The following is a 25,459-nucleotide window of genomic DNA, read 5'->3' as shown; positions in this document are numbered from 1 at the left end:
CTCACGGACGTAACAGAGAGAGGTAATCCAATGGCTGGACCCCAGCGCCGCGGAAGCGGTGCCGGTGGCGGCGAGCGGCGGGACCGGAAGGGTCGCGACGGTGGCCCTGCCGCCGAGAAGACCGCTTACGTTGAGCGCGTTGTCGCGATCAACCGCGTCGCCAAGGTTGTCAAGGGTGGTCGCCGCTTCAGCTTCACCGCGCTGGTCGTGGTGGGCGACGGTGACGGCACTGTAGGTGTCGGTTACGGCAAGGCCAAGGAAGTTCCCGCGGCCATCGCCAAGGGTGTCGAGGAAGCCAAGAAGAACTTCTTCAAGGTTCCGCGCATCCAGGGCACCATCCCTCACCCGATCACGGGCGAGCGTGCCGCGGGCGTCGTGCTCCTGAAGCCGGCTTCCCCCGGTACCGGTGTTATCGCCGGTGGTCCGGTGCGCGCCGTTCTGGAGTGCGCCGGCGTTCACGACATCCTGTCGAAGTCGCTCGGCTCTTCCAACGCGATCAACATCGTGCACGCGACCGTGGCGGCCCTCAAGGGCCTGCAGCGTCCCGAGGAGATCGCGGCTCGCCGTGGTCTGCCCCTCGAGGACGTCGCCCCCGCGGCTCTGCTTCGTGCACGTGCCGGGGCGGGTGCGTAATGGCTCGCCTCAAGATCACGCAGACGAAGTCGTACATCGGCAGCAAGCAGAACCACCGCGACACTCTGCGTTCGCTCGGGCTCAAGCGCCTGAACGACGTGGTCGTCAAGGAGGACCGCCCCGAGTTCCGCGGAATGGTGCAGACCGTCCGCCACCTCGTGACGGTTGAGGAGGTTGACTAACATGGCTGAGAACAGCCCGCTGAAGGCCCACAACCTCCGTCCCGCCCCCGGCGCCAAGACCGCGAAGACCCGTGTCGGTCGTGGTGAGGCGTCGAAGGGTAAGACGGCCGGTCGTGGTACGAAGGGCCAGAAGGCCCGTTACCAGATCCCGCAGCGCTTCGAGGGTGGGCAGATGCCCCTCCACATGCGTCTGCCGAAGCTCAAGGGCTTCAAGAACCCGTTCCGCACCGAGTTCCAGGTCGTCAACCTGGACAAGCTCGGCGCTCTCTACCCCGAGGGTGGAGAGGTCACGGTGGCCGACCTGGTCGCCAAGGGCGCGGTTCGCAAGAACAGCCTCGTCAAGGTCCTGGGCCAGGGCGAGATCTCCGTTGCGCTGCAGGTCTCGGTTGACGCCGTTTCCGGCTCCGCCAAGGAGAAGATTGCCGCCGCGGGTGGCACGGTCACCGAGCTCGTCTAAGACGAAACTCAGTGATTAATAGCTGAAACCCGACCGGGGATGCCTCACATATGGGGCATCCCCGGTTGGTCGTTCCACGGAGGGCCGTGTCGCCGGTAAGGTGGCCTGCACCTTTGCTTGTACGTATTCGTCGATCCCTCAGACCGTCACCTCTGACGCAGTAGCGCGGGGGTCGCAGGAGGCACCGTGCTCACCGCGTTCGCCCGGGCGTTCAAGACGCCCGACCTGCGCAAGAAGCTGTTCTTCACGCTCGCCATCATCGTGTTGTTCCGCCTCGGGTCCCACGTCCCGGTGCCCGGCGTGAACTACAAGAACGTTCAGTTCTGTGTGGACCAGGCCGGAAGCGGCAACAGCCTGTTCGGTCTCGTCAACATGTTCAGTGGTGGCGCGCTGTTGCAGATCACGATCTTCGCGCTCGGCATCATGCCGTACATCACGGCGAGCATCATCCTGCAGCTGCTGACCGTGGTCATCCCGAAGCTGGAGAACCTCAAGAAAGAGGGTCAGTCCGGCACGGCGAAGATCACTCAGTACACGCGTTATCTGACGGTCGCCCTCGCGATCCTCCAGGGCACCGGCCTCGTCGCCACGGCGAAGAGCGGCGCCCTCTTCGGGTCCTGCCAGCTCCGCAGTCAGATCGTGCCGGATCACTCGATCTTCACCATGGTCGTCATGGTCATCACGATGACCGCCGGTACCTGTGTCGTCATGTGGCTCGGTGAGCTGATCACCGACCGCGGCATCGGCAACGGCATGTCGATCCTCATGTTCATCTCGATCGCCGCCGGCTTCATCGGCGCCCTCTGGCAGATCAAGCTCCAGGGCAAGATCGCCGACGGTTGGGTCGAGTTCGGCGTCGTCATCCTGGTCGGGCTCGCGATGGTGGCCCTCGTGGTCTTCGTCGAGCAGGCGCAGCGCCGCATCCCGGTCCAGTACGCGAAGCGCATGATCGGTCGTCGTGCGTACGGCGGCACCTCGACGTACATCCCGCTCAAGGTGAACCAGGCCGGTGTCATCCCGGTCATCTTCGCCTCGTCGCTGCTGTACATCCCGGCCCTGATCGTCCAGTTCAGCGGTTCCACCGCCGGCTGGGCCACCTGGATCCAGAAGCACTTCGTCAAGGGCGACCACCCGTACTACATCGCCGTCTACTTCCTCCTGATCGTCTTCTTCGCGTTCTTCTACGTGGCGATCTCGTTCAACCCCGAGGAAGTCGCCGACAACATGAAGAAGTATGGTGGCTTCATCCCGGGCATCCGCGCCGGCCGACCCACCGCCGAGTACCTCAGCTACGTACTCAACCGGATCACCTGGCCGGGGTCGCTGTACCTGGGTCTCATTGCTCTCGTGCCGACGATGGCGTTGGCGGGCTTCGGAGCGAACCAGAACTTCCCGTTCGGCGGGACGAGCATCCTGATCATCGTGGGTGTCGGTCTGGAAACCGTGAAGCAGATCGAGAGCCAGCTCCAGCAGCGCAATTACGAAGGGTTCCTCCGCTGATGCGAATCGTCCTCGTCGGACCCCCCGGTGCGGGCAAGGGAACGCAGGCCGCGTTCCTTGCCAAGAACCTGTCGATCCCGCACATCTCCACGGGCGACCTGTTCCGCGCCAACATCAGCCAGAACACGGAGCTCGGCCGGCGCGCCAAGGCGTTCATGGACGCCGGTGACCTCGTCCCCGACGAGATCACCATCGGCATGGCGAAGGACCGGATGGAGCAGGCGGACGCCGCGAACGGCTTCCTGCTCGACGGTTTCCCGCGGAACGTGTCGCAGGCCGTCGCCCTGGACGAGATGCTCCGGACCGCCGGCATGAAGCTGGACGCCGTCCTCGACCTGGAGGTCGAGGAGGACGAGGTCGTCAAGCGCATCGCCGGTCGCCGGATCTGCCGCAACGACTCCGCGCACGTCTTCCACGTGACCTACGCCCCGGCCAAGGCCGAGGGCGTCTGCGACACCTGTGGCGGCGAGCTGTACCAGCGCGGTGACGACTCGGAGGCCACGGTCCGCAACCGGCTGGAGGTCTACCACACGCAGACCGAGCCGATCATCGACTACTACAAGGCCCAGGGCCTGCTGGTGACCATCCCCGCCCTCGGTGAGGTCGCGGACGTCACGAAGCGCGCGATGGAAGCCCTGAAGAAGTAGTACCCCTGCTGTGCAGGTACGGCCGCGGTGTCCTCAGGGCGCCGCGGCCGTACTGTTGAGAAGTCCCGATTCAGAAGGTGGAAGGCACGTCCATGGTGCAGCTCAAGACGCCCGAGCAGATCGCCAAGATGCGGGAGGCGGGGCTGGTCGTCGCGGCCATCCACGCGGCGACCCGTGAGGCGGCCGTGCCGGGCGCCACGACGCGGGATCTGGACATGGTGGCCCGCAAGGTCATCGCGGACGCCGGCGCGAAGTCGAACTTCCTCGGCTACGGCGGCTTCCCGGCGACGATCTGCACCTCGGTCAACGAGGTCGTCGTCCACGGCATCCCGGACGACAAGACCGTCCTCAAGGACGGCGACGTGATCTCGATCGACGCGGGCGCCATCGTCGACGGCTGGCACGGCGACGCCGCGTACACCGCCTTCGTGGGCACTGGACACGCGCCTGAGCTCCTGGAGCTCTCCCGGGTGACCGAGGAGTCCATGTGGGCCGGCATCGCCGCCATGAAGCTCGGCAACCGTCTCGTGGACATCTCGAAGGCGATCGAGGGCTACATCCGCCGCCAGCCGCGTCCCGCGACGGGCAAGTACGGGATCATCGAGGACTACGGCGGCCACGGCATCGGGTCCGAGATGCACATGGACCCCCACCTGCTGAACTACGTCTCGCGCAAGCGGGGCAAGGGGATCAAGCTCGTCCCGGGCGTCTGCCTGGCGATCGAGCCGATGGTCTCCCTGGGCACGCCCCAGACGGAGGTACTGGCGGACGACTGGACGGTCATCACGACCGACGGCACCTGGTCCTCCCACTGGGAACACTCCATCGCCCTGACCGAGGCGGGTCCGATCGTGCTGACCAGCCCCGACTGCGGCAAGGCGAAACTGGCGGAGTACGGGGTCACCACGGCCCCGGACCCCCTCGGTTAATGATCTACAATGTGGGGCAAACTTTCCGGATTCGTCTTTCCGGATGCCCTGACGTAGACTGATGCGTCGGCTCTCGTGCATCCCCATGCCCTGCATGGGCGAGGCACGGCGCCGATCAAGGTAGCCGATTCGAAAGGCGAAGCGTGGCCAAGAAGCAAGGTGCCATCGAAATCGAGGGCACCGTGATCGAGTCCCTCCCGAACGCGATGTTCAAGGTGGAACTCCAGAACGGTCACAAGGTCCTCGCGCACATCAGCGGCAAGATGCGCATGCACTACATCCGCATCCTCCCTGATGACCGGGTTGTCGTGGAGCTCTCTCCGTACGACCTGACGCGTGGCCGGATCGTCTACCGATACAAGTAGATCTTGTCTTCACTCCCGTCTGGGCGTCTTGTCCTGGCGCGGGTGGTGGCACTGACCCGGAGAACCTCACCCAATGAAGGTCAAGCCGAGCGTCAAGAAGATCTGCGACAAGTGCAAGGTGATCCGCCGTCACGGTCGGGTCATGGTCATCTGCGACAACCTGCGCCACAAGCAGCGCCAGGGCTGACGCACGCCGACCGACCTGCACTCCGCAGTTCTTCGCGCGACGTAAAGAAAACGTACACACGCAGAATCCGCCCAGCCCTGACCAGGGCCGGCGGCACCTCCGGCGGGGGCCGGGGACCCGGACGTACCACCACCCATCAGGTGTGGTCGGCGGTCGGGGTTGATTCTGCTGAAGACCCCCGAACACACAGGAGCCATTGAATGGCACGCGTTTCCGGTGTTGACATCCCGCGCGAAAAGCGCGTGGAGATCGCACTCACCTACGTCTTCGGTGTCGGTCGCACCCGGTCCAAGGAAATCCTTGCGGCCACCGGTGTGAACCCCAACACCCGCGTTCGTGACCTGGCCGAAGAGGACCTGGTCAAGATCCGCGAGTACGTGGACGCCAACCTCCGCACCGAGGGTGACCTCCGCCGCGAGATCCAGGCCGACATCCGCCGCAAGGTCGAGATCCAGTGCTACCAGGGTGTTCGCCACCGTCGTGGCCTCCCGGTGCACGGTCAGCGCACCAGCACGAACGCTCGTACCCGCAAGGGTCCGCGTCGCGCGATCGCCGGTAAGAAGAAGCCGGGCAAGAAGTAGTCCTGTTCAGCGGTCTTGCGCTGTAGGACCGACCACCTCCCGTAGGAGATTTAGATGCCCCCCAAGGGACGTCAGGGCGCTGCCAAGAAGGTGCGCCGCAAGGAAAAGAAGAACATCGCTCATGGGCACGCCCACATCAAGAGCACGTTCAACAACACCATCGTCTCGATCACGGACCCCTCGGGCAACGTGATCTCCTGGGCCTCCGCCGGCCACGTCGGCTTCAAGGGCTCGCGCAAGTCCACCCCCTTCGCCGCGCAGATGGCCGCCGAGTCGGCCGCCCGCCGCGCGCAGGAGCACGGCATGCGCAAGGTTGACGTCTTCGTCAAGGGTCCGGGCTCCGGCCGCGAGACCGCGATCCGCTCCCTCCAGGCCACCGGCCTCGAGGTCGGCTCGATCCAGGACGTCACCCCCACCCCGCACAACGGCTGCCGTCCGCCGAAGCGCCGCCGCGTCTGACGCGACGGACGCACCTGTGCGTCTTTGAGTGTCCGGGCGGTACGAACCCCTCGCGGGGGACGTGCCGCCCGTACCCTTGCTGTACGTAGTGCCCGTCGGACGTCAAATAGTGGGCGTCCACGACTGAAGGAACACACATGCTTATCGCTCAGCGTCCTTCGCTGACCGAAGAGGTCGTCGACGAGTACCGCTCGCGGTTCGTGATCGAGCCGCTGGAGCCGGGCTTCGGCTACACCCTCGGCAACTCCCTGCGCCGTACGCTCCTGTCCTCCATCCCGGGTGCCGCTGTCACCAGCATCCGCGTGGACGGCGTCCTGCACGAGTTCACCACCGTGCCGGGCGTCAAGGAAGACGTCACCGACATCATCCTCAACATCAAGCAGCTGGTCGTCTCCTCGGAGCACGACGAGCCGGTCGTGATGTACCTGCGCAAGCAGGGTCCCGGCCTGGTCACCGCTGCCGACATCGCGCCCCCGGCCGGTGTCGAGGTGCACAACCCGGACCTCGTCCTCGCCACGCTCAACGGCAAGGGCAAGCTGGAGATGGAGCTGACCGTCGAGCGCGGTCGCGGCTACGTCTCCGCCGTCCAGAACAAGCAGCTGGGCCAGGAGATCGGTCGCATCCCGATCGACTCCATCTACAGCCCGGTCCTCAAGGTCACCTACAAGGTCGAGGCGACCCGAGTCGAGCAGCGCACCGACTTCGACAAGCTGATCGTCGACGTCGAGACCAAGCAGGCCATGCGCCCGCGTGACGCCATGGCGTCCGCCGGAAAGACCCTGGTCGAGCTGTTCGGTCTGGCCCGCGAGCTCAACATCGACGCCGAGGGCATCGACATGGGCCCCTCGCCGACGGACGCGGCCCTGGCCGCCGACCTGGCGCTGCCGATCGAGGAGCTGGAGCTCACGGTCCGCTCCTACAACTGCCTCAAGCGCGAGGGCATCCACTCCGTGGGTGAGCTCGTCGCCCGCTCCGAGGCCGACCTGCTCGACATCCGCAACTTCGGTGCGAAGTCGATCGACGAGGTCAAGGCGAAGCTCGCCGGCATGGGCCTGGCCCTCAAGGACAGCCCGCCCGGATTCGACCCGACCGCCGCCGCCGACGCCTTCGGCGCCGACGACGACGCGGACGCCGGTTTCGTGGAGACCGAGCAGTACTGAGCCTCGGCTCGCAGCAAGAGACTTTCCCGGGGCGTCCGCCCCGGGGGAACTGACACCGGTACCTGACACGGCCGGTGCAGATATGAAGGAGTATCACCATGCCGCGTCCCGCAAAGGGTGCCCGTCTGGGCGGCAGCGCCGCGCACGAGAAGCACCTCCTCGCGAACCTCGCGAAGGCGCTCTTCGAGCACGGCCGCATCACCACCACCGAGGCCAAGGCCCGCCGCCTGCGTCCCTACGCCGAGCGTCTGGTCACCAAGGCCAAGAAGGGCGACATCCACAACCGTCGCCTGGTGCTGCAGACGATCACGGACAAGAGCATCGTGCACACGCTGTTCACCGAGATCGCCCCGCGCTACGAGAACCGCCCCGGTGGTTACACGCGCATCACCAAGGTCGGCAACCGTCGTGGCGACAACGCCCCGATGGCGGTCATCGAGCTGGTCGAGGCCCTGACGGTCGCCCAGCAGGCCACCGGTGAGGCCGAGGCCGCCACCAAGCGCGCCGTGAAGGAGTCCGAGGCCAAGGCCGAGGCTCCCGCCGAGACCGAGGCTCCGGCCGAGGAGACCAAGGAGGCCTGATCCCCCTGGGGATCTCGCTTGCTTGAACGGCTCTGAACGGGCCCGCCCCTTTCCGGGGCGGGCCCGTTCTGCGTTGTCCGGTGGTTTCCGTGTTTCTGAGAGGATCGCTCACGTGAGTGACGAGGTGGAGCCCGGGCACGTCCGGGTGCGGCTGGACCTGTCGTACGACGGCAAGGACTTCTCCGGCTGGGCGAAGCAGCGCGTGCTGCGGACCGTGCAGGGCGAGCTGGAGTCGGCCCTGAAGACCGTGATGCGGCTGCCCGAGCCGGTCGAGCTGACCGTGGCCGGGCGCACGGACGCCGGGGTGCACGCCCGCGGCCAGGTCGCCCAGTTCGACCTGGCCGAGGAGGTGTGGGCCGAGCACCACGACAAGCTGCTGCGCAGGCTCGCCGGGCGGCTGCCGCACGACATCCGGGTGTGGCGGGCCACCGAGGCCCCCGAGGGCTTCAACGCCCGGTTCTCGGCGATCTGGCGCCGGTACGCCTACCGCGTCGGCGACCACCAGGCCGGCGTGGACCCGCTGCGCCGCGGGCACGTGCTGTGGCACCAGTGGCCGCTGGACGTGGACGCCATGAACGAGGCCTCCGTCCCGCTGCTCGGGGAGCACGACTTCGCCGCGTACTGCAAGAAGCGCGAGGGGGCCACGACCATCCGCACGCTCCAGCGGCTCTCCTGGGAGCGCGGCGAGGACGGGATCGTCACCGCGACCGTCCGGGCCGACGCCTTCTGCCACAACATGGTCCGCTCGCTGGTGGGGGCCCTGCTGCACGTCGGCGACGGCCACCGGCCTACCGACTGGCCGGGCAGGGTGCTGGCCGCCGCCGTACGGGATTCCTCGGTGCACGTGGTGAAGCCGCACGGGCTCACCCTGGAGGAGGTCGGCTACCCGGCCGACGAGCTGCTGGCCGCCCGCAGCAAGGAGGCGCGGAACCTGCGCACCCTCCCCGGGGCCGGCTGCTGCTGACCCCGGAGTAAACCGGTTTGGGCGCACGAGCGCCGGCCGGGAGAATGCCCGGCATGGGACATCTCGAAGTCAACCACCTGGAGTACTACCTTCCCGACGGGCGGGTCCTGCTCCCCGACGTCTCCTTCCGGGTGGGGGAGGGCTCGGTGGTGTCCCTGGTGGGGGCGAACGGCGCCGGAAAGACCACGCTGCTGAAGCTGATCTCCGGGGACCTCCAGCCGCACGGCGGCGGGGTCACCGTGAGCGGCGGGCTCGGCGTGATGTCGCAGTTCGTGGGCTCCGTCCGCGACGAGACGACCGTGCGCGACCTGCTGGTGTCGGTGGCGCAGCCGCGGCTGCGGGAGGCCGCCAAGGCCGTGGACCGGGCCGAGCAGCTGATCCTGACGGTGGACGACGAGGCCGCGCAGATGGCGTACGCGCAGGCGCTCAGCGACTGGGCCGACGTCCAGGGCTACGAGGCGGAGACCCTGTGGGACGTCTGCACCATGGCCGCGCTGGCGATCCCGTACGACAGCGCGCAGTTCCGCGAGGTGCGCACGCTGTCGGGCGGTGAGCAGAAGCGGCTGGTCCTGGAGGCGCTGCTGCGCGGGCCGGACGAGGTGCTGCTGCTCGACGAGCCGGACAACTACCTGGACGTCCCCGGCAAGCGCTGGCTGGAGGAGCAGCTGAAGGCGACGCGCAAGACGGTGCTGTTCGTCAGCCACGACCGGGAACTGCTCACCCAGGCCGCCCAGAAGATCATCAGCCTGGAGGCGAGCCCGACCGGCAGCGACGTGTGGGTGCACGGCGCGGGCTTCGGGACGTACCACGAGGCCCGCAAGGAGCGCTTCGCGCGCTTCGAGGAGCTCAAGCGGCGCTGGGACGAGGAGCACGCCCGGCTGCGGGCCCTGGTGCTGCGGCTGCGCAACCAGGCGGCCTCCAGCCCCGACATGGCCTCGCGGTACCGGGCGATGCAGACCCGCTTCCAGAAGTTCGAGGAGGCCGGTCCGCCGCCGGAGCCGCCGCGCGAGCAGGACATCCGGATGCGGCTCAAGGGCGGCCGTACGGGCGTGCGCGCGCTGACCGTGGAGAACCTGGAGCTCACGGGGCTGATGAAGCCCTTCTCGCTGGAGGTGTTCTACGGCGAGCGGGTCGCGGTGCTCGGCTCGAACGGCTCCGGCAAGTCGCACTTCCTGCGGCTCCTCGCGGGCGAGGACGTCAAGCACACCGGTACCTGGAAGCTGGGCGCGCGGGTGCTGCCGGGCCACTTCGCGCAGACCCACGCGCACCCCGAGCTCTTCGGGCGGACCCTCGTCGACATCCTGTGGACGGAGGCGGCGAAGCCGCTCGGCGCGGCGATGGGCGCCCTGCGCCGCTACGAGCTGGAGCGTCAGGCCGACCAGCCCTTCGAGAAGCTCTCGGGCGGGCAGCAGGCGCGTTTCCAGATCCTGCTGCTGGAACTGGCCGGCACCACGGCGCTGCTGCTGGACGAGCCGACGGACAACCTCGACCTGGAGTCGGCGGAGGCCCTCCAGGACGGTCTGGAGTCCTACGACGGCACTGTGTTGTGCGTCACGCACGATCGCTGGTTCGCTCGCACATTTGACCGTTATCTGGTCTTCGGTTCGGACGGTGTCGTGCGGGAGACTCAGGAGCCCGTGTGGGACGAGCGGCGGGTCGAGCGGAAGCGCTGAGACCCTGCGGTGCGTTTCGACGGGCGGAGTCCGGCGCGGCCGACCGAAGCCTCTGAGGCCCCTGGGCCGAAGGGTGCGAGGGCGGCGGTGAGGGATGGGTCTCAGGAGCCCGTGTGGGACGAGCGGCGGGTCGAGCGGAAGCGCTGAGGCGGGTCGAGCGGCGGAAACGCTGAGGCGGGTCGAGCGGAAGCGTCGGGGCGGACCACCCCGGCGCGGATTTCGAGGGGGAGACGGCGTGCGGCTGCGGCCTGGCATCTGGCTCGTGAGGCGGGATTCCCGACCTGGCGCGGGGGCGCCCGCGCCCGGGGGCGGGCGGCTCGCCTGGCTGCTCCGGCCGGCGCCCCGGTCCCTGTGGGCGGTCTCCCTCGCGATCGTGCTGACGATCGCGGTCTCGACGAGCCTGCGGGAGAACTGGGGCTCGGACAACGCCTTCGTGGTCAAGGCCGCGGACGCGCTCCTGAACGGTGTGTCCCCGTACGAGGACAAGCGGTTCCTCTACCTGCCGAGCGCGGTCCTCATGGCGGTGCCGGAGGCGCTGCTGCCCACGTGGGCGCTGCGCTGGCTGCTGCCTCTGGGGATGTCGGGGCTCGTCGGCGTCGGCTGGTGGGCCGCGCTGCGGCTGTTCGCGGTGCCGGTGACCTCGCGGTTCGCGATCGGCGGCTTCGGGCTCTTCGCCCTGGCCTACAAGCCGTACCTGAACCTGGTGCTGATCGGGAACTGGACGGCGATCTCGGCGGCCGCCCTGCCGGTGGCGCTGCTGCTGGCGCACCGGCGTTCGTGGGCGGCGGCGGGGCTGGTGGTGGGTCTGGCGATCGCCTGCAAGCCGATGCTGGTGCCGATCGGCGTGTTGTTCCTGGTGGCCCGGCAGTGGCGGGGGCTGGCCGCGGCGGTGCTGACACCGGTGGCGCTGTCGCTGCTGGGGGCGCTGATGATGCCGAGTCCGACGCTGTTCTTCACCAAGACGCTGCCGTTCCTGCTCCAGGGGCAGGACGAGTACGCCCTGCCGTGGGACGCCTCCCCGATCGCGGTGCTGCCGCGGCTGGGGGCGCCGGGGGTGGTCGCCGTGCTGGTGGCGTCGGCGGGGGCGGCGGGCGGCCTGTGGGCGGCCTGGGTCCGCTGGCGGCGTACCGACGACGCCGACGACGGGGAACTGAGGCTGGTCGAGACGGCCTGCATGGTGATGCTCGCCGCATTCCTGGTGTCGCGGCCCTCCTTCGACCACTACCTCCTGGTGGTGCTTCCGCTGCTGTTGGTGTCGGGGGTCCGGGCCGGTTCGACCCCGCGCTCGCCCTGGTTCTGGGCGGCGCTGGTGCCGCAGTTGGCGGGGGTCCCGTGGCCCACCGAGCTGGCCCGCAAGAGGCGGGCGTTCCGGGACTGCATGACGCTGTGCGGGCTCGCGATCGTGCTGGCGCGTCGTGGGTGGCCCTCCGGTCGGGTTACTCTGGACCCGGTAACAACTGCGGGGTCCCCACCCAGGACCGAACCGGAGTGCGCCGCGAAGCCGAGAGAGTCGGCATCGCGGACCGCGTTTTGACCCGTACGGGTCTGCTTGGGTACCCTGCTGGTTTGTTCTGCGTATTGGCTTGCTCATTCTCACGTGAAAGGGCCTTGCGCCGGTCCACCGGACCGATGACCAGCAGTTCGCACACGGGTTGCGTCCCCGTTGTGAACGAGGGCTGTCGTGATCGTCCGTGGTGACCCTGTCAGGACCTTCCCGTGGGGCTTGCGCCCTTGGGATACCACCACTGAAGAAGCGAAGGCATACGCGTGCGTACGTTCAGCCCCAAGCCCGGCGACATCTCGCGCCAGTGGCTCGTCATCGACGCCCAGGACGTTGTCCTCGGCCGTCTGGCGACCCAGGCCGCTGCCCTCCTGCGGGGTAAGCACAAGCCGACCTACGCCCCCCACATGGACATGGGCGACTTCGTCATCATCGTCAACGCCGACAAGGTTCACCTGTCCGGCAACAAGGCGACCCAGAAGATGGCGTACCGCCACTCGGGCTTCCCGGGCGGTCTCCGCTCGGTGCGCTACGACGACCTCCTGGCGAACAACCCGGAGAAGGCCGTCGAGAAGGCCATCAAGGGCATGCTCCCCAAGAACACCCTGGGCCGTCAGATGCTCTCGAAGCTGAAGGTCTACTCGGGCGACCAGCACCCCCACGCTGCCCAGCAGCCGGTGCCGTTCGAGATCACCCAGGTCGCGCAGTAGTTCCGGCCACCCCCTAAGACGTAGAAAATTCTGAGGAGCATCGTGGCCGAGACCACCGCCGAGACGACCCCCGTCGAAGAGTTCGAGGGCAACGTCGAGGAGTACACCAGCGAGTCCGAGGTCGTCGTCGAGGGCGACTACACCTCCGAGTCCCTTGCCGGTCGCTTCGGCGACCCCCAGCCGGCCGCCGGCCTGGGCCGTCGCAAGAACGCCATCGCCCGCGTCCGGATCGTTCCGGGCACCGGCAAGTGGAAGATCAACGGTCGCACCCTTGAGGACTACTTCCCCAACAAGGTGCACCAGCAGGAAGTCAACGAGCCGTTCAAGCTCCTGGAGCTGGACAACCGTTACGACGTCATCGCCCGCATCTCGGGTGGCGGCGTTTCCGGCCAGGCCGGCGCCCTGCGCCTCGGTGTGGCCCGTGCGCTGAACGAGGCGGACGTGGACAACAACCGCCCGGCGCTGAAGAAGGCCGGCTTCCTCTCCCGCGACGACCGTGCGGTCGAGCGCAAGAAGGCCGGTCTCAAGAAGGCCCGTAAGGCTCCGCAGTACAGCAAGCGTTAATCTGCGCCTGCTGTTCCGCAACGAAACCGCCCCGGCAGCACTCTTCGTGCTGCCGGGGCGGTTCGTTTACCGCCACAAGCGGCACATATTTGTCACAGCGGTCACAAAGCGAAGCGTTAACTCGGGAGGACAACAGTGGGACGACTCTTCGGGACGGACGGTGTACGGGGCGTTGCCAACGCGGATCTGACGGCCGAGCTCGCGCTCGGCCTCTCCGTGGCGGCCGCACACGTACTGGCCGAGGCGGGCACGTTCGCCGGTCATCGGGCCACCGCGGTGGTCGGCCGCGATCCGCGCGCGTCCGGTGAGTTCCTGGAGGCCGCGGTCGTCGCCGGCCTCGCGAGCGCGGGCGTGGACGTCCTGCGCGTCGGTGTGCTGCCCACCCCGGCGGTGGCGTATCTCACCGGTGCGCTGGGCGCCGACCTCGGCGTGATGCTGTCCGCCAGCCACAACGCGATGCCCGACAACGGCATCAAGTTCTTCGCGCGCGGCGGCCACAAGCTGGCCGACGACCTGGAGGGCCGGATCGAGTCCGTCTACGAGGAGCACCGCACCGGCGCTCCCTGGGACCGGCCCACCGGCTCCGGTGTCGGCCGGGTCTCCGACTACGACGAGGGCTTCGACAAGTACGTCGCGCACCTCATCGGTGTCCTGCCCAACCGTCTCGAAGGCCTCAAGGTCGTTCTCGACGAGGCGCACGGGGCGGCCGCCCGGGTCTCGCCCGAGGCGTTCACGCGGGCCGGCGCGGAGATCATCACGATCGGCGCCGAGCCGAACGGCCTGAACATCAACGACGGCTGCGGCTCCACCCACCTCGGGCTGCTCAAGCAGGCCGTCGTCGAGCACGGAGCCGACTTCGGCATCGCGCACGACGGCGACGCCGACCGCTGCCTGGCCGTGGACGGCAACGGCGAAGAGGTCGACGGCGACCAGATCCTCGCCGTGCTGGCGCTGGCCATGCGCGAGGCGGGCCAACTGCGCGAGAACACCGTCGTCGGCACCGTGATGTCGAACCTCGGCTTCAAGCTGGCCATGGAGGGCGAGGGCATCCAGGTCGTACAGACCGGTGTCGGCGACCGCTACGTGCTGGAGTCGATGAAGGAGCACGGCTACGCGCTGGGCGGCGAGCAGTCCGGCCACGTGATCATCCTCGACCACGCGACCACCGGCGACGGCACGCTGACCGGCCTGATGCTGGCCGCCCGCGTCGCCGCCACCGGCCGGTCCCTGGCCGACCTGGCGGGCGTCATGCAGCGGCTGCCGCAGGTCCTCATCAACGTCCCGGACGTGGACAAGTCCCGGGTCACCACCTCGGCCGAGCTGGCGGCGGCGGTCACCGACGCCGAGCGCGAGCTGGGCACCACCGGCCGCGTGCTGCTCCGTCCGTCCGGTACGGAGCCGCTCGTACGGGTGATGGTGGAGGCCGCCGACATCGAGCAGGCCCGCGCGGTCGCGGGGCGGCTCGCGGACGTGGTGAAGTCGGCCCTCGGCTGACCGGACCGGCGCCTCAGCTCTTCCCGTGGCGGACCCAGCGACCTCGCTGGGTCCGCCACAGCAGTTTCTGCCCGGCCAGGGTCAGGATGCCGGCGAGCATGATGCCGCCGAGGTTCACCATCAACTGCTCCGCGGAGCCCCACATCTGGGCGAACTCCCCGTAGCCGAGGGCCACGGCGGCGTTCGCGGCCGCCGGGACGGTGGTGACCGAGATCGCCACGCCGACCAGTGCCCCGGACTTCGCGGAGGTCAGCGAGAGCACCCCGGCCACGCCGGCGAGCAGCGAGACCACGAAGGAGAGCGGATCCGGCTTCCAGATGAAGCCGGTGTTCGGCCGGGGGCTGTCCAGCATCGTCCGGTCGAACTGGCCGATCCAGTCCATCCCCAGGGTGAACACCGTGGTGGCGACGATCGCGAGGGCGAAACCGATCAGCAGCGCGCTCAGCGAGCGCAGGGCGAGCCGGGGGACGCCGCGTACGACCGCCGTGCAGACCCCGGCGAGCGGGCCGAACTCCGGGCCGACCGCCATCGCGCCCACGATCAGGATCGCGTTGTCGAGGACCACGCCACAGGCCGCGATCATCGTCGCGAGCATCATGAAGGCGCAGTAGGTGATGGTGAGGGTGGACTCCTCGTGGGTCGCCTCGGTCAGTTGCTCCCACAGCACGGCGTCGGCGCCCTCGCCGGGAGCCTCCTCCTCGGCCGCGTCGGCCCGCCTCGACAGCGACAGGTCGATGTTCTCGACCGCGATCGAGCCGTCCTCGTCGATCTTCAGGGCGCGGAGTTCCTGGAGGAGTTCGTCACCGGCCTCCCGGGCGACGTCGCACAGGACGAGATCGCCGCGGGGGTCACGGCCGGCGCCGGGCAGGACGACGAGGTGGGCGGTGCCGACCGTGGACTCCACGACGTCGACGACGGCGTCCGTGCGTTCGGGCGGGATGATCATCCGCAGATGCAGCATGGCCGCACCCTAGTGCTGTGGCCGTGCGGTCAGAGCTTTCGCAGGCTCAACTTCTGGACCTTGTGGTCCGGGCCCTTGCGGACGACGAGCGTGGCCCGGCCGCGGGTGGGTGCCACGTTCTCCAGCAGGTTGGGCTTGTTGATGGTCCGCCACATGGTCTGCGCGTACTCCACGGCCTCTTCCTCGGAGACCTGCGTGTACTTGCGGAAGTAGGAGAAGGGGTTCTGGAAGGCGGTCTCGCGCAACTTCCGGAAGCGGCCCAGGTACCAGCGCTCGATGTCCTCGGGACGCGCGTCCACGTAGACGCTGAAGTCGAAGTAGTCGGCGAGACCCACGCGGGTGCGGCCGTCCTTGCCCGGCAGGGCCGGTTGGAGCACGTTGAGCCCCTCGACGATCAGGATGTCCGGGCGGCGCACGACGAGTTGCTCGCCCGGGACGATGTCGTAGATCAGGTGGGAGTAGACGGGGGCGGTGACCTCGTCCTTGCCCGCCTTGATGTCCGCGACGAAACGGGTCAGCGCGCGCCGGTCGTACGACTCGGGGAAGCCCTTGCGGGCGGTCAGGCCGCGGCGCTGGAGTTCCTTCATCGGGTACAGGAAGCCGTCCGTGGTGACGAGCTCCACGCGCGGGTGCTCGGGCCAGCGGGCCAGGAGGGCCTGCAGGAGGCGGGCGACCGTGGACTTGCCGACCGCGACGGAGCCGGCGACCCCTATGACGAAGGGGGTGCCCGTCTGGGCGCCGTGGCCGTTGCCCGCGTCACCGAGGAAGGTGTTCAGGGTGCCGCGGAGGTTGTTGGTGGCGCCGACGTACAGGTTGAGCAGGCGCGACAGCGGCAGGTAGACGTCCCGGACCTCGTCGAGGTCGATCACGTCCCCCAGACCCCGGAGCCGCTCGACCTCCTCGGCGGTGAGGGGGAGCGGGGTCCGTTCGCGCAGGGCGCTCCACTCGGCCCGGGTGAGGTCGACGTACGGGGAGGCGTCGGGAGCCCGGCGATGGCCGGCGCGCTCCGTTGCGCGGTCCGGCGTGCTTCGTGGCGGCGAAGTGATCACCCTGCCATTGTCGGGGCTCGGGACCGCTTGTGGGTGGTGTGGTCGGTCACGTGCGGCAGGGCCCGGGGGCGTGCGGCGGCCGGTCTCGATTCGACGCCCCGGCGGTATCACCGGGGTCACGATTGGGCCGATGGCCGAAAATCCCGATCGGGTCATCGGCTTTTACTTTATCTTGATGTGCGTCGCAGCTCCGATGCGCGCCCCTCACCTGGGCGTTTCCGGAGCCGTCCGGCATGCCTTTCGACTTTTCTGTGCACCGCCTGTGGGGGAGAAACACCGTGCGTTCCGCTCTTGTCCGTCGTACCGTCCTGACCGCTTCCGCCGTGTCCCTGACGCTGCTGGCCACCGCCTGCGGCTCCGACAAGGCCTCCGACACCAAGACGGACGGCAAGGCGTCCGCGCCGGCCGCTCCCGCCGCCAAGGGGAAGACGGCCGCCGAGCTGGCGCCGCTCCTGCTCACGCAGGCCGAGCTGCCCACGCACAAGATCGAGCCGTTCAAGGAGGAGAAGACCGGCCCGGTCGACTCCGACAAGCCCGAGTGCAAGGTGCTGGCCCAGGCCCAGTCCATGCAGCCGCTCGCCCCGTCCACCGGCGTGGGCCGGATCATGACCGTCGAGCTGCCCAAGCCGGCGGCCGAGGGCGCGAGCGTGGACGAGAAGCTGGAGGCGGCCATGGGCGCCCTGAAGTCGACGGCGACCTCGGTGACCCTCTCCTCCTACGACGGCAAGGGCGCCGAGGACGCGTTCGCCTCCGTCAAGACCGCGATCACGGCCTGCGCCGGCGGGTTCGCCGTCACTCAGAAGGGCGAGAAGAGCACCCCGATCGGGAACGTCGCGTCCGAGCCGACGACCTCCGGTGACGAGGCCGTCGGGTTCTCCAGCGCGATGGACATGGGCGACGGCCAGAAGAAGAAGACGCACACGGTCGTCGTGCGCAAGGGCAACGTCCTCGCGACGTTCTGGGCGCTGAACCTGGCCGGTGACTCCGTGCAGCCGAAGGCCGTCGTCGACGCGCAGGTCAAGAAGCTCGGCTGACCCCTGCGGCACAGCCGCCCCCACCGCCCCGGCGTGTCCGCCGGGGCGGTCTTTTTTCGTCCTGTTCAGGTACCGGGCAGGAGGCCGACCACGGCGTACCCTGCCGCCTATGTGCGGAATTGTGGGTTACGTAGGAGCGCAATCTGCGCTCGATGTGGTCATCGCCGGACTCAAGCGACTGGAATACCGCGGCTACGACTCGGCGGGCGTCGCCGTGCTCGCGGACGGGGAACTCTTCTCCGCGAAGAAGGCCGGGAAGCTCGTCAACCTGGAGAAGGAACTGGTCGGGCACCCGCTGCCGGCCGGGTCCACGGGCCTGGGGCACACGCGGTGGGCGACCCACGGCGGGCCCACCGACGTCAACGCGCACCCGCATCTCGACAACGCGGGCCGCGTGGCCGTGGTGCACAACGGGATCATCGAGAACTTCGCCGAGCTGCGCGCCGACCTGGCCGGGCGCGGGCACCGCCTGGAGTCCGAGACGGACACCGAGGTGGTCGCCCACCTGCTGGCGGAGCGGTTCGAGGTCTGCGGGGACCTCACCGAGTCGATGCGTCAGGTGTGCCGGCTCCTCCAGGGGGCGTTCACGCTGGTCGCGGTGCACGCCGACCAACCGGACGTGGTGGTCGGGGCGCGCCGCAACTCGCCGCTGGTGGTGGGCGTCGGGGAGAACGAGAACTTCCTGGCCTCGGACGTGGCCGCCTTCATCGCCCACACCCGGTCCGCGATCGAGCTGGGCCAGGACCAGGTCGTCGAACTGCGCCGCGACGGGGTCACGGTGACCAACTTCGACGGCTCGGTCGCGTCCGTGCGGGCGTACCACGTGGACTGGGACGCCTCGGCGGCCGAGAAGGGAGGGTACGACTACTTCATGCTCAAGGAGATCGCCGAGCAGCCGAAGGCCGTCGCCGACACCCTCCTGGGCCGCATCGACGCGAGCGGCCTGCTGACCCTCGACGAGGTGCGCATCCCGCCGTCCGTGCTGCGCGAGGTGGACAAGGTCGTGATCGTGGCCTGCGGTACGGCGTACCACGCGGGCATGATCGCGAAGCTGGCCATCGAGCACTGGACCCGCATCCCGTGCGAGACCGAACTGGCCAGCGAGTTCCGCTACCGCGACCCGATCCTCGACCAGCGGACGCTGGTGATCGCGATCTCGCAGTCGGGCGAGACCATGGACACCCTGATGGCGCTGCGCCACGCGCGCGAGCAGGGCGCCAAGGTGCTCGCCGTCTGCAACACGAACGGCTCCACGATCCCGCGCGAATCGGACGCCGTGCTGTACACGCACGCCGGCCCGGAGGTGGCCGTCGCCTCGACCAAGGCGTTCCTCACGCAGTTGGTGGCCTGTTACCTGGTGGCGCTGTACCTCGGGCAGGTGCGGGGCACCAAGTGGGGCGACGAGATCGAGTCCGTGATCCGGGAGCTGTCGGACATCGCGGCGGCCGTGGACACCGTCCTGGAGACGATGGAGCCGGTACGGCAGCTCGCGCGCTCGCTCGCCGACAAGAACACCGTGCTCTTCCTCGGCCGGCACGTGGGCTACCCGGTGGCACTGGAAGGCGCGCTCAAGCTCAAGGAACTGGCGTACATGCACGCCGAGGGCTTCGCGGCGGGCGAGCTGAAGCACGGGCCGATCGCACTGATCGAGCAGGACCTGCCGGTGGTCGTCGTCGTGCCGTCGCCGCGCGGGCGTTCCGTGCTGCACGACAAGATCGTGTCGAACATCCAGGAGATCAGGGCGCGCGGTGCGCGGACGATCGTCATCGCGGAGGAGGGCGACGAGGCGGTGGTCCCGTACGCCGACCACCTGATCCGGATCCCGGCGACCCCGACCCTGCTCCAACCGCTCGTGGCGACCGTTCCGTTGCAGGTGTTCGCGTGCGAGCTGGCGACGGCGCGGGGCAACGAGGTGGACCAGCCGCGTAACCTCGCCAAGTCGGTGACCGTGGAGTGAGCCAAGCCCGCGGGCGCCGATCCGTCGCCGCGGTGGTGACGGGGGAACACGGGCTGCGTGGGAGTGGTGTGCGTCGTGATTGTCGGTGTGGGCATTGACGTTGCCGAGATCGAGCGGTTCGGCGCCGCGCTGGAGCGGACGCCGAACCTGGCCCGACGGCTCTTCCTCGACGCCGAGTTGACGCTGCCGAGTGGCGAGCGGCGCGGCACCGCCTCGCTCGCCGCCCGGTTCGCGGCCAAGGAGGCGTTGGCCAAGGCGCTCGGCGCGCCCGGCGGACTGCTGTGGACCGACGCCGAGGTGTACGTGGAGGAGACGGGGCAGCCCCGGCTGCGGGTGTCCGGGACCGTCGAGGCCCGGGCGCTGGCCCTCGGGGTGAAGTCCTGGCACATCTCGCTCAGCCACGACGCCGGCGTGGCGTCGGCCGTGGTGATCGCCGAGGGGTAGGCCGGCTCTCGCGGCTCTCGCGGCTCTCGCGGCTCTCGCGGCTCCAGCGGCTCGCACGGGGCTCTTCCGGCTCCTGACGGGCTCGGGAGCCGGGGCCCGGGCCGGGTTTTCGGGCAGGCTGGTGCCATGCGTACTGCTTACAGCGTGGAGACCGTACGGGCCGCCGAGCGCGAGCTGATGGCCGGGTTGCCGCAGGGCGCCCTGATGCTGCGGGCGGCGGCCGGACTCGCCGCCGTGTGCGCGGGCCTGCTGACCCGGCGTCGGGGCAGGGTCTACGGGGCGCGGGTCGTGCTCCTGGTCGGCCCCGGTGACAACGGCGGAGACGCCCTGTACGCCGGCGCGCGGCTGGCCCGGCGCGGCGCCGGGGTGACGGCGGTGCCGATGGACCCCGCCCGGGTGCACCCGGGCGGGCGCGCCGCGCTGCTGGCCGCGGGGGGCCGCATGGCGTCGGACGTCCCGGAGCGCGCCGACCTGGTCGTGGACGGGCTCGTCGGGATCGGCGGGCGGGGCGGCCTGCGACCGGCGGCCGCCGCGCTGGTGGAACGGATCCCGACGGGCGCGGTGGTGGTCGCCGTGGACCTGCCGAGCGGGGTGGACGCGGACACCGGGGAGGTGGCGGGGCCGGCCGTACGAGCCGACGTGACGGTCACGTTCGGGGCGCACAAGCCCGGCCTGCTCATCGACCCGGGGGCCGAGCTGGCCGGGGTGGTGCGGCCGGTGGACATCGGGCTCGCGCTGCCCGCCCCGGAGCTGGAGGCCCTGCAACACGCCGACGTGGCCCGGCTGCTGCCCGAGCCGACGGCCGAGAGCGACAAGTACCGGCGCGGTGTCGTGGGCATCGTCGCCGGCTCCGCGCGCTACCCGGGCGCGGCGGTGCTGGCCGTGGCCGGCGCGCTGCGGGGCGGCGCGGGCGCGGTGCGGTACGTGGGCCCGGCGGCGGACGCGGTGCTCGCCCGGTACCCGGAGACCCTGATCGGGCCGGGCCGGGTGCAGGCGTGGGTGGTCGGGCCGGGGCTGGGGGACGCGCGGGCCGACGAGGTCGCGGACGTGCTGGCGCGGTCCGACGTACCGGTACTGGTCGACGCCGACGGGCTGCGCGGCCTGGACCCCGAGGTGCTGCGCGGGCGGTCCGCGGCGACCCTGCTGACCCCGCACGCGGGGGAGGCCGCGGCGCTGCTGGGCGTGTCACGGGAGGAGGTGGAGGCGGGGCGGCTGGCGGCGGTGCGCGCGCTGGCACGCCGCTACGGCGCCTCGGCCCTGCTGAAGGGCTCCACGACGCTGGTCGCCTCCGACGGCGATCCGGTCGTCCGGGTGAACCCGACGGGGACGCCGTGGCTGGCGACCGCGGGCAGTGGGGACGTGCTGTCCGGGGTGGCGGGGTCGCTGCTGGCGGCGGGGCTGTCCGGGGCGGACGCCGGGGCCGTGGCGGCGTACCTGCACGGACTCGCCGGCCGCTTCGCCTCCGACGGGGCGCCGGTCCTCGCGCAGCAGGTGGCGGACGCGGTGCCGAGGGCCTGGCGGGACGTCCGGTCCGGCTGACCCCGCACCCGTTCGGCCCCCGACACGCGGGGGAGCGGAGGCCCCCGGGGGGTTCTGAGAGACTGTGCGGGATGAACGAGACACCGACGCGCGCCTACGCCGAGATCGACCTTGCCGCCGTGCGGAGCAACGTGCGCGCGCTGCGCGAGCGGGCGCCCCGGGCCGCGCTGATGGCCGTCGTCAAGTCGGACGGCTACGGGCACGGGGCCGTGCCCTGCGCCCGCGCGGCCCTGGAGGCCGGGGCGACCTGGCTCGGGACCGCCACGCCCGAGGAGGCGCTCGCGCTGCGCGCGGCCGGCATCGAGGCGCGCATCCTGTGCTGGCTGTGGACGCCCGGCGGGCCCTGGCGGGAGGCCGTCGAGGCCGACCTGGACGTCGCGGTCAGCGGTATGTGGGCGCTGGAGGAGGTACGGGAGGCCGCGCGCGCCGCCGGGCGCCCCGCGCGGATCCAGCTCAAGGCCGACACGGGGCTCGGGCGCAACGGCTGCCAGCCCGCCGACTGGGCCGAACTGGTCGGCGCAGCCGTCGCCGCGCAGGCGGAGGGGACCGTCGACGTCACCGGCGTCTGGTCGCACCTCGCCTGCGCCGACGAGCCCGGACACCCCTCGATCGCGCTCCAGCTCGCCGCGTTCCGCGACATGCTCGCGTACGCCGAGAAGGAGGGCGTCGAGCCCGAGGTGCGGCACATCGCCAACTCGCCGGCCACGCTCACGCTGCCGGAGACCCACTTCGACCTGGTGCGCTGCGGGATCGCCGTGTACGGCGTGTCGCCGGCGCCCGAGTTGGGCACCCCGGCCCAACTGGGGCTGCGGCCCGCGATGTCCCTGAAGGCGTCCGTCGCGCTCGTGAAGAGCGTCCCCGCCGGCCACGGAGTCAGCTACGGGCACCACTACGTGACGGACCGGGAGACCCGACTGGCCCTGATCCCCACGGGTTACGCCGACGGGATCCCGCGCCACGCCTCCGGCTCGGGCCCCGTCCTGGTGGGCGGCGAGATCCGGCGGGTGGCCGGGCGGGTGGCCATGGACCAGTTCGTCGTCGACATCGGCGACGCCGATGTCGCGGCCGGCGATCCGGCGATCCTCTTCGGCCCCGGTGACCTCGGCGAACCCACCGCGGAGGACTGGGCTCAAGCGGCGCACACGATCGCGTATGAGATCGTCACCCGTATCGGGGGGCGCGTGCCCCGGGTGTACCGCAACGGCTGAGTGAGGACGGCGACGGCGTGAGCGAGAACTGGCGCAAGGCCGGCTGGGCCGGAGCCGCGATCGGTGTGATGGCCGCCGGCGCGGCGGCCGGTGTCGCCGTCGAACGGATCACGGTGGGCCGCGGCATCCGGATGAAGGCCCGGCTGGCCCTCGACGCCGCCGGGGACTACGGCTCCCTGCGCGGCACCCAGGGGACCGCCCGGGCCGAGGACGGCACCGAGCTGTACTACGAGGTGGACGAGCCGCCCGCGGAGGACCCGGGCAAGCGGCGCCGGCCGCGCCGCAGGACCCCGCCGGCGGTCACCGTCGTCTTCTGCCACGGCTACTGCCTGGGCCAGGACTCCTGGCACTTCCAGCGGGCCGCCCTGCGCGGGGTGGTCCGCGCCGTGTACTGGGACCAGCGCAGCCACGGCCGCAGCATGCGCGGCCTCGCCCAGGCCGCCGGCGAACCCGTCACCATCGACCAGCTCGGCCGCGACCTCAAGGCCGTCCTCGACGCCGCCGCCCCCGAGGGGCCGCTGGTGCTGGTCGGGCACTCCATGGGCGGCATGACCATCATGGCGCTGGCGGAGCAGTTCCCGGAGCTGGTGCGCGACCGCGTGCTCGGGGTGGCGCTGGTCGGCACCTCCAGCGGTCTGCTCGGCGAGGTGACCTACGGGCTGCCCGCGGTCGGGATGGGCGCGGTACGCCGGCTGCTGCCCGGGGTGCTCAAGGTGCTCGGCTCGCAGGTGGAGCTGGTGGAGCGGGGCCGGCGCGCGACCGCGGACCTCTTCGCGGGCATGATCAAGCAGTACTCGTTCGGTTCGCGGGACGTGGACCCGGGCGTCGCGCGGTTCGCCGAGCGGTTGATCGAGGCGACGCCGATCGACGTGGTCGCCGAGTTCTATCCGGCGTTCCAGATCCACGACAAGACCGCCGCGCTCCAGCGGTTCGCCGGGATCCCCGTCACCGTGATCGCGGGCGACCGGGACATGATCACCCCTCCGGAGCACAGCGTCGCCATGAAGGAGGCCCTGCCGGCCGCCGAACTGGTGGTCCTGGAGAACACCGGGCACCTGATGATGCTGGAGCGCCCGGAGATCGTGACCGGGCTGCTGACCGGGCTGCTGGCCCGCACCGGAGCCGTGCCGGACAGCGGATCCGAAGCCGCTAACGTTGGCGGGCATGGAAGAAGCATCGTGGGAAGCGCGGCGCGGCCAGGCTCTTGAGGCCGGCGCCGCCACCGAGACCCTGATCACCGTCGACTCGCCCGAATCCATGCAGGAACTGGGCCGTCGCGTCGCCGCCCTGCTGCGCCCCGGCGACCTGGTCCTGCTGACCGGCGAACTCGGCGCCGGCAAGACCACCCTCACCCGGGGCCTGGGCGAGGGCCTCGGCGTGCGCGGGGCCGTGACCTCGCCCACCTTCGTGATCGCCCGGGTGCACCCGTCGCTGGTCGGCGGCCCGGCGCTGGTGCACGTGGACGCGTACCGGCTCGGCGGCGGCCTGGACGAGATGGAGGACCTGGACCTCGACGTCTCGCTGCCCGAGTCCGTGGTCGTCGTGGAGTGGGGCGACGGGAAGGTCGAGGAGCTGTCCGACGACCGGCTGCACGTGGTGATCGCCCGGGCGGTGGGGCACGAGGAGGTCCTGGACGACGTACGCCAGGTCACGGTGCGCGGCATCGGATCGCGCTGGGCGGACGCCGGGCTCGCGGGGCTCGCCGAGGTGACCGGGCGGGTGGATCGGGCCGCGCGGTAAAAGGTACCGACAACTCGTCGGGAAAGCGTTGCGCAGGTGGGTGCGCTCGTGGTGACATGGTAGCGAGCGCTGGTTAGGTGTACCTAAGTGCGGCGTCCCGGGCCCGTCCAGGAGGCATCCATGTCGGCAGCAGGAGCAGCAGCGGGAGCGGAGCGAACCGCCCGCACGGTCGTGTCCATGCGGGCCCTGCTCGCCTCGTGCGCGGCCGCCAGAGCCGTCTCGACGCCGCCCGCGTGGGAACCGACCTCCCAGGCGCCCGTGAACACGGAACAGGCCGCTCCGGAGTCCGAAGCGGCCTGATTCCCACGTACGGGTGAAACGGGCGGACCCGCGCGCGGGTCCGGGAACGCGGTCCCGGTCGGGAACGCGGGTCCCGCGTCAGGGAACGACGACGACCTTCGAGTTGATCGTCGCGAACGTCCACATCGCGTCACCGTCGAGCCGCGACATGCGGATGCCGCCCGTCTTCTTGGCCGGGTCAGGCGCCGGGGTCTTGCCGTCCACCCGGGCGCTGAACCCGACCGAGACGCCGTCCACGCTCGCGAACCGCACCACGTGCTCGATCGGCGCCCCGTCCGAGCCGGGCACCGCGCCCGCGCGGGAACCGACGACGTAGGTGCCCGCCGCCGGGTGCACCGTGCTCGGCGTCACCGCGAAGGTCTTCGCCGCGCGGCCGTCCGCGGCCACCAGCCAGACCCGCTTCCCGGACACCGAGTACACGACGCGCTCGCCCGTGCCCGAGCCCTCCGGCACGGCGGTGGTCTTCGCCGGGTCCTGCTTGGCGGGGGACTGGCTCGGAGCGCCGGACGCCGGTGCCTGCGGGGAGGCCTTCACGGGGTGCGCGGGCGCCGTCGCGGAGGCCTGGTAGCCGAGGAAGCCGACGGCGGCGAGCGCCGCCACGGTGAGCCCGGCCACGATTCCCGAGCTGCTGCGTGCCACC

At 70.3% G+C, this 25,459-nt stretch carries 29 protein-coding genes; 26 read left to right on the top strand and 3 right to left on the bottom strand.

Features of this window, described 5'->3' with window-relative positions; translation table 11 throughout:
- Window positions 1-30 precede the first annotated feature (30 nt).
- The 18 genes from rpsE (at window position 31) to glmM (ending at window position 14,587) form a co-directional block, all read left to right on the top strand.
- On the top strand, window positions 31-633 hold the full coding sequence (gene rpsE / locus ACFYW3_RS12240) for a 30S ribosomal protein S5 (RefSeq protein WP_053682615.1): 603 nt from the start codon (window positions 31-33) through the stop codon (window positions 631-633).
- Window positions 633-815 (top strand): 50S ribosomal protein L30, encoded by a 183-nt coding sequence (gene rpmD, locus ACFYW3_RS12235; RefSeq protein ID WP_053682614.1) that lies wholly within the window; start codon window positions 633-635, stop codon window positions 813-815. Before rpsE ends, rpmD begins: the two co-directional genes overlap by 1 nt.
- Window position 816: 1 nt before the next feature.
- On the top strand, window positions 817-1,272 hold the full coding sequence (gene rplO, locus ACFYW3_RS12230; RefSeq protein ID WP_053682613.1) for a 50S ribosomal protein L15: 456 nt from the start codon (window positions 817-819) through the stop codon (window positions 1,270-1,272).
- 186 nt (window positions 1,273-1,458) lie between these two features.
- Window positions 1,459-2,772, top strand: coding sequence for a preprotein translocase subunit SecY (gene secY / locus ACFYW3_RS12225; protein ID WP_351754545.1), 1,314 nt, complete (start codon window positions 1,459-1,461; stop codon window positions 2,770-2,772).
- Window positions 2,772-3,419: an adenylate kinase gene (locus ACFYW3_RS12220; RefSeq protein WP_053682611.1), complete on the top strand. Its 648-nt coding sequence runs from the start codon at window positions 2,772-2,774 to the stop codon at window positions 3,417-3,419. Before secY ends, ACFYW3_RS12220 begins: the two co-directional genes overlap by 1 nt.
- 92 nt (window positions 3,420-3,511) lie before the next feature.
- Window positions 3,512-4,348 carry a type I methionyl aminopeptidase gene (gene map / locus ACFYW3_RS12215; protein ID WP_053682610.1) on the top strand — a complete coding sequence of 279 codons (837 nt, stop codon included), beginning with the start codon at window positions 3,512-3,514 and terminating at the stop codon, window positions 4,346-4,348.
- A 143-nt stretch (window positions 4,349-4,491) separates the two neighbouring features.
- On the top strand, window positions 4,492-4,713 hold the full coding sequence (gene infA / locus ACFYW3_RS12210) for a translation initiation factor IF-1 (RefSeq protein WP_003956442.1): 222 nt from the start codon (window positions 4,492-4,494) through the stop codon (window positions 4,711-4,713).
- A 73-nt stretch (window positions 4,714-4,786) separates the two neighbouring features.
- Window positions 4,787-4,900 (top strand): 50S ribosomal protein L36, encoded by a 114-nt coding sequence (gene rpmJ, locus ACFYW3_RS12205; RefSeq protein WP_003956441.1) that lies wholly within the window; start codon window positions 4,787-4,789, stop codon window positions 4,898-4,900.
- Between the two features lie 200 nt (window positions 4,901-5,100).
- Window positions 5,101-5,481, top strand: coding sequence for a 30S ribosomal protein S13 (rpsM, locus tag ACFYW3_RS12200; RefSeq protein WP_254387356.1), 381 nt, complete (start codon window positions 5,101-5,103; stop codon window positions 5,479-5,481).
- Window positions 5,482-5,535: 54 nt separating this feature from the next.
- A complete protein-coding gene (gene rpsK / locus ACFYW3_RS12195) occupies window positions 5,536-5,940 on the top strand; it encodes a 30S ribosomal protein S11 (protein ID WP_053682608.1) in 405 nt (134 codons plus the stop codon).
- Between the two features lie 137 nt (window positions 5,941-6,077).
- A complete protein-coding gene (locus ACFYW3_RS12190) occupies window positions 6,078-7,100 on the top strand; it encodes a DNA-directed RNA polymerase subunit alpha (protein ID WP_008739666.1) in 1,023 nt (340 codons plus the stop codon).
- A gap of 98 nt (window positions 7,101-7,198) precedes the next feature.
- The gene (gene rplQ / locus ACFYW3_RS12185; protein WP_351754538.1) at window positions 7,199-7,681 is read left to right on the top strand and encodes a 50S ribosomal protein L17; all 483 of its coding nucleotides are present in this window, start codon (window positions 7,199-7,201) and stop codon (window positions 7,679-7,681) included.
- A 112-nt stretch (window positions 7,682-7,793) separates the two neighbouring features.
- Entirely contained in the window at window positions 7,794-8,645 is an 852-nt protein-coding gene (truA, locus tag ACFYW3_RS12180) for a tRNA pseudouridine(38-40) synthase TruA (protein WP_351754535.1), read from the top strand.
- Window positions 8,646-8,689: 44 nt separating this feature from the next.
- On the top strand, window positions 8,690-10,318 hold the full coding sequence (locus ACFYW3_RS12175; RefSeq protein ID WP_053682605.1) for an ABC-F family ATP-binding cassette domain-containing protein: 1,629 nt from the start codon (window positions 8,690-8,692) through the stop codon (window positions 10,316-10,318).
- A gap of 262 nt (window positions 10,319-10,580) precedes the next feature.
- Window positions 10,581-11,852 carry a glycosyltransferase family 87 protein gene (locus ACFYW3_RS12170; protein WP_351754532.1) on the top strand — a complete coding sequence of 424 codons (1,272 nt, stop codon included), beginning with the start codon at window positions 10,581-10,583 and terminating at the stop codon, window positions 11,850-11,852.
- 233 nt (window positions 11,853-12,085) lie between these two features.
- Window positions 12,086-12,529, top strand: a complete 444-nt coding sequence (gene rplM, locus ACFYW3_RS12165; RefSeq protein WP_030230678.1) for a 50S ribosomal protein L13 — start codon at window positions 12,086-12,088, stop codon at window positions 12,527-12,529.
- Between the two features lie 42 nt (window positions 12,530-12,571).
- The gene (gene rpsI, locus ACFYW3_RS12160; protein ID WP_053682604.1) at window positions 12,572-13,093 is read left to right on the top strand and encodes a 30S ribosomal protein S9; all 522 of its coding nucleotides are present in this window, start codon (window positions 12,572-12,574) and stop codon (window positions 13,091-13,093) included.
- Between the two features lie 135 nt (window positions 13,094-13,228).
- A complete protein-coding gene (gene glmM, locus ACFYW3_RS12155) occupies window positions 13,229-14,587 on the top strand; it encodes a phosphoglucosamine mutase (RefSeq protein WP_351754530.1) in 1,359 nt (452 codons plus the stop codon).
- A 13-nt stretch (window positions 14,588-14,600) separates the two neighbouring features.
- Here the strand turns inward: glmM and ACFYW3_RS12150 are convergent, their stop codons facing one another.
- Complete coding sequence (locus ACFYW3_RS12150) at window positions 14,601-15,548, bottom strand: DUF389 domain-containing protein (RefSeq protein WP_351754528.1); 948 nt, start codon at window positions 15,546-15,548, stop codon at window positions 14,601-14,603.
- Between the two features lie 29 nt (window positions 15,549-15,577).
- The gene (coaA, locus tag ACFYW3_RS12145; RefSeq protein ID WP_351380144.1) at window positions 15,578-16,597 is read right to left on the bottom strand and encodes a type I pantothenate kinase; all 1,020 of its coding nucleotides are present in this window, start codon (window positions 16,595-16,597) and stop codon (window positions 15,578-15,580) included.
- 278 nt (window positions 16,598-16,875) lie between these two features.
- On the opposite strand from coaA, the gene ACFYW3_RS12140 reads away from it, so the two are divergent.
- From ACFYW3_RS12140 to ACFYW3_RS12105, 8 genes are all read left to right on the top strand, one after another.
- Window positions 16,876-17,631, top strand: coding sequence for a hypothetical protein (locus tag ACFYW3_RS12140; RefSeq protein WP_351754525.1), 756 nt, complete (start codon window positions 16,876-16,878; stop codon window positions 17,629-17,631).
- A gap of 109 nt (window positions 17,632-17,740) precedes the next feature.
- On the top strand, window positions 17,741-19,588 hold the full coding sequence (gene glmS, locus ACFYW3_RS12135) for a glutamine--fructose-6-phosphate transaminase (isomerizing) (RefSeq protein ID WP_351754522.1): 1,848 nt from the start codon (window positions 17,741-17,743) through the stop codon (window positions 19,586-19,588).
- A gap of 75 nt (window positions 19,589-19,663) precedes the next feature.
- Window positions 19,664-20,032 carry a holo-ACP synthase gene (locus tag ACFYW3_RS12130; protein ID WP_267796309.1) on the top strand — a complete coding sequence of 123 codons (369 nt, stop codon included), beginning with the start codon at window positions 19,664-19,666 and terminating at the stop codon, window positions 20,030-20,032.
- Window positions 20,033-20,158: 126 nt separating this feature from the next.
- Window positions 20,159-21,571, top strand: coding sequence for an NAD(P)H-hydrate dehydratase (locus tag ACFYW3_RS12125; protein WP_389386189.1), 1,413 nt, complete (start codon window positions 20,159-20,161; stop codon window positions 21,569-21,571).
- 71 nt (window positions 21,572-21,642) lie between these two features.
- The gene (alr, locus tag ACFYW3_RS12120) at window positions 21,643-22,779 is read left to right on the top strand and encodes an alanine racemase (RefSeq protein ID WP_351754516.1); all 1,137 of its coding nucleotides are present in this window, start codon (window positions 21,643-21,645) and stop codon (window positions 22,777-22,779) included.
- 68 nt (window positions 22,780-22,847) lie between these two features.
- Window positions 22,848-23,987, top strand: coding sequence for an alpha/beta hydrolase (locus ACFYW3_RS12115; RefSeq protein WP_389386271.1), 1,140 nt, complete (start codon window positions 22,848-22,850; stop codon window positions 23,985-23,987).
- On the top strand, window positions 23,944-24,519 hold the full coding sequence (gene tsaE, locus ACFYW3_RS12110; RefSeq protein WP_389386188.1) for a tRNA (adenosine(37)-N6)-threonylcarbamoyltransferase complex ATPase subunit type 1 TsaE: 576 nt from the start codon (window positions 23,944-23,946) through the stop codon (window positions 24,517-24,519). Before ACFYW3_RS12115 ends, tsaE begins: the two co-directional genes overlap by 44 nt.
- Before the next feature lie 120 nt (window positions 24,520-24,639).
- The gene (locus ACFYW3_RS12105) at window positions 24,640-24,819 is read left to right on the top strand and encodes a hypothetical protein (protein WP_351754512.1); all 180 of its coding nucleotides are present in this window, start codon (window positions 24,640-24,642) and stop codon (window positions 24,817-24,819) included.
- A 78-nt stretch (window positions 24,820-24,897) separates the two neighbouring features.
- Here the strand turns inward: ACFYW3_RS12105 and ACFYW3_RS12100 are convergent, their stop codons facing one another.
- The gene (locus tag ACFYW3_RS12100) at window positions 24,898-25,458 is read right to left on the bottom strand and encodes a hypothetical protein (protein WP_351754510.1); all 561 of its coding nucleotides are present in this window, start codon (window positions 25,456-25,458) and stop codon (window positions 24,898-24,900) included.
- Between the last annotated feature and the right edge of the window lies 1 nt (window position 25,459).

It is taken from the genome of Streptomyces sp. NPDC002602 (genome assembly GCF_042889445.1).
In the GTDB taxonomy this organism is placed as follows: domain Bacteria; phylum Actinomycetota; class Actinomycetes; order Streptomycetales; family Streptomycetaceae; genus Streptomyces.
This window is presented reverse-complemented; position numbering and strand designations above follow the sequence as displayed.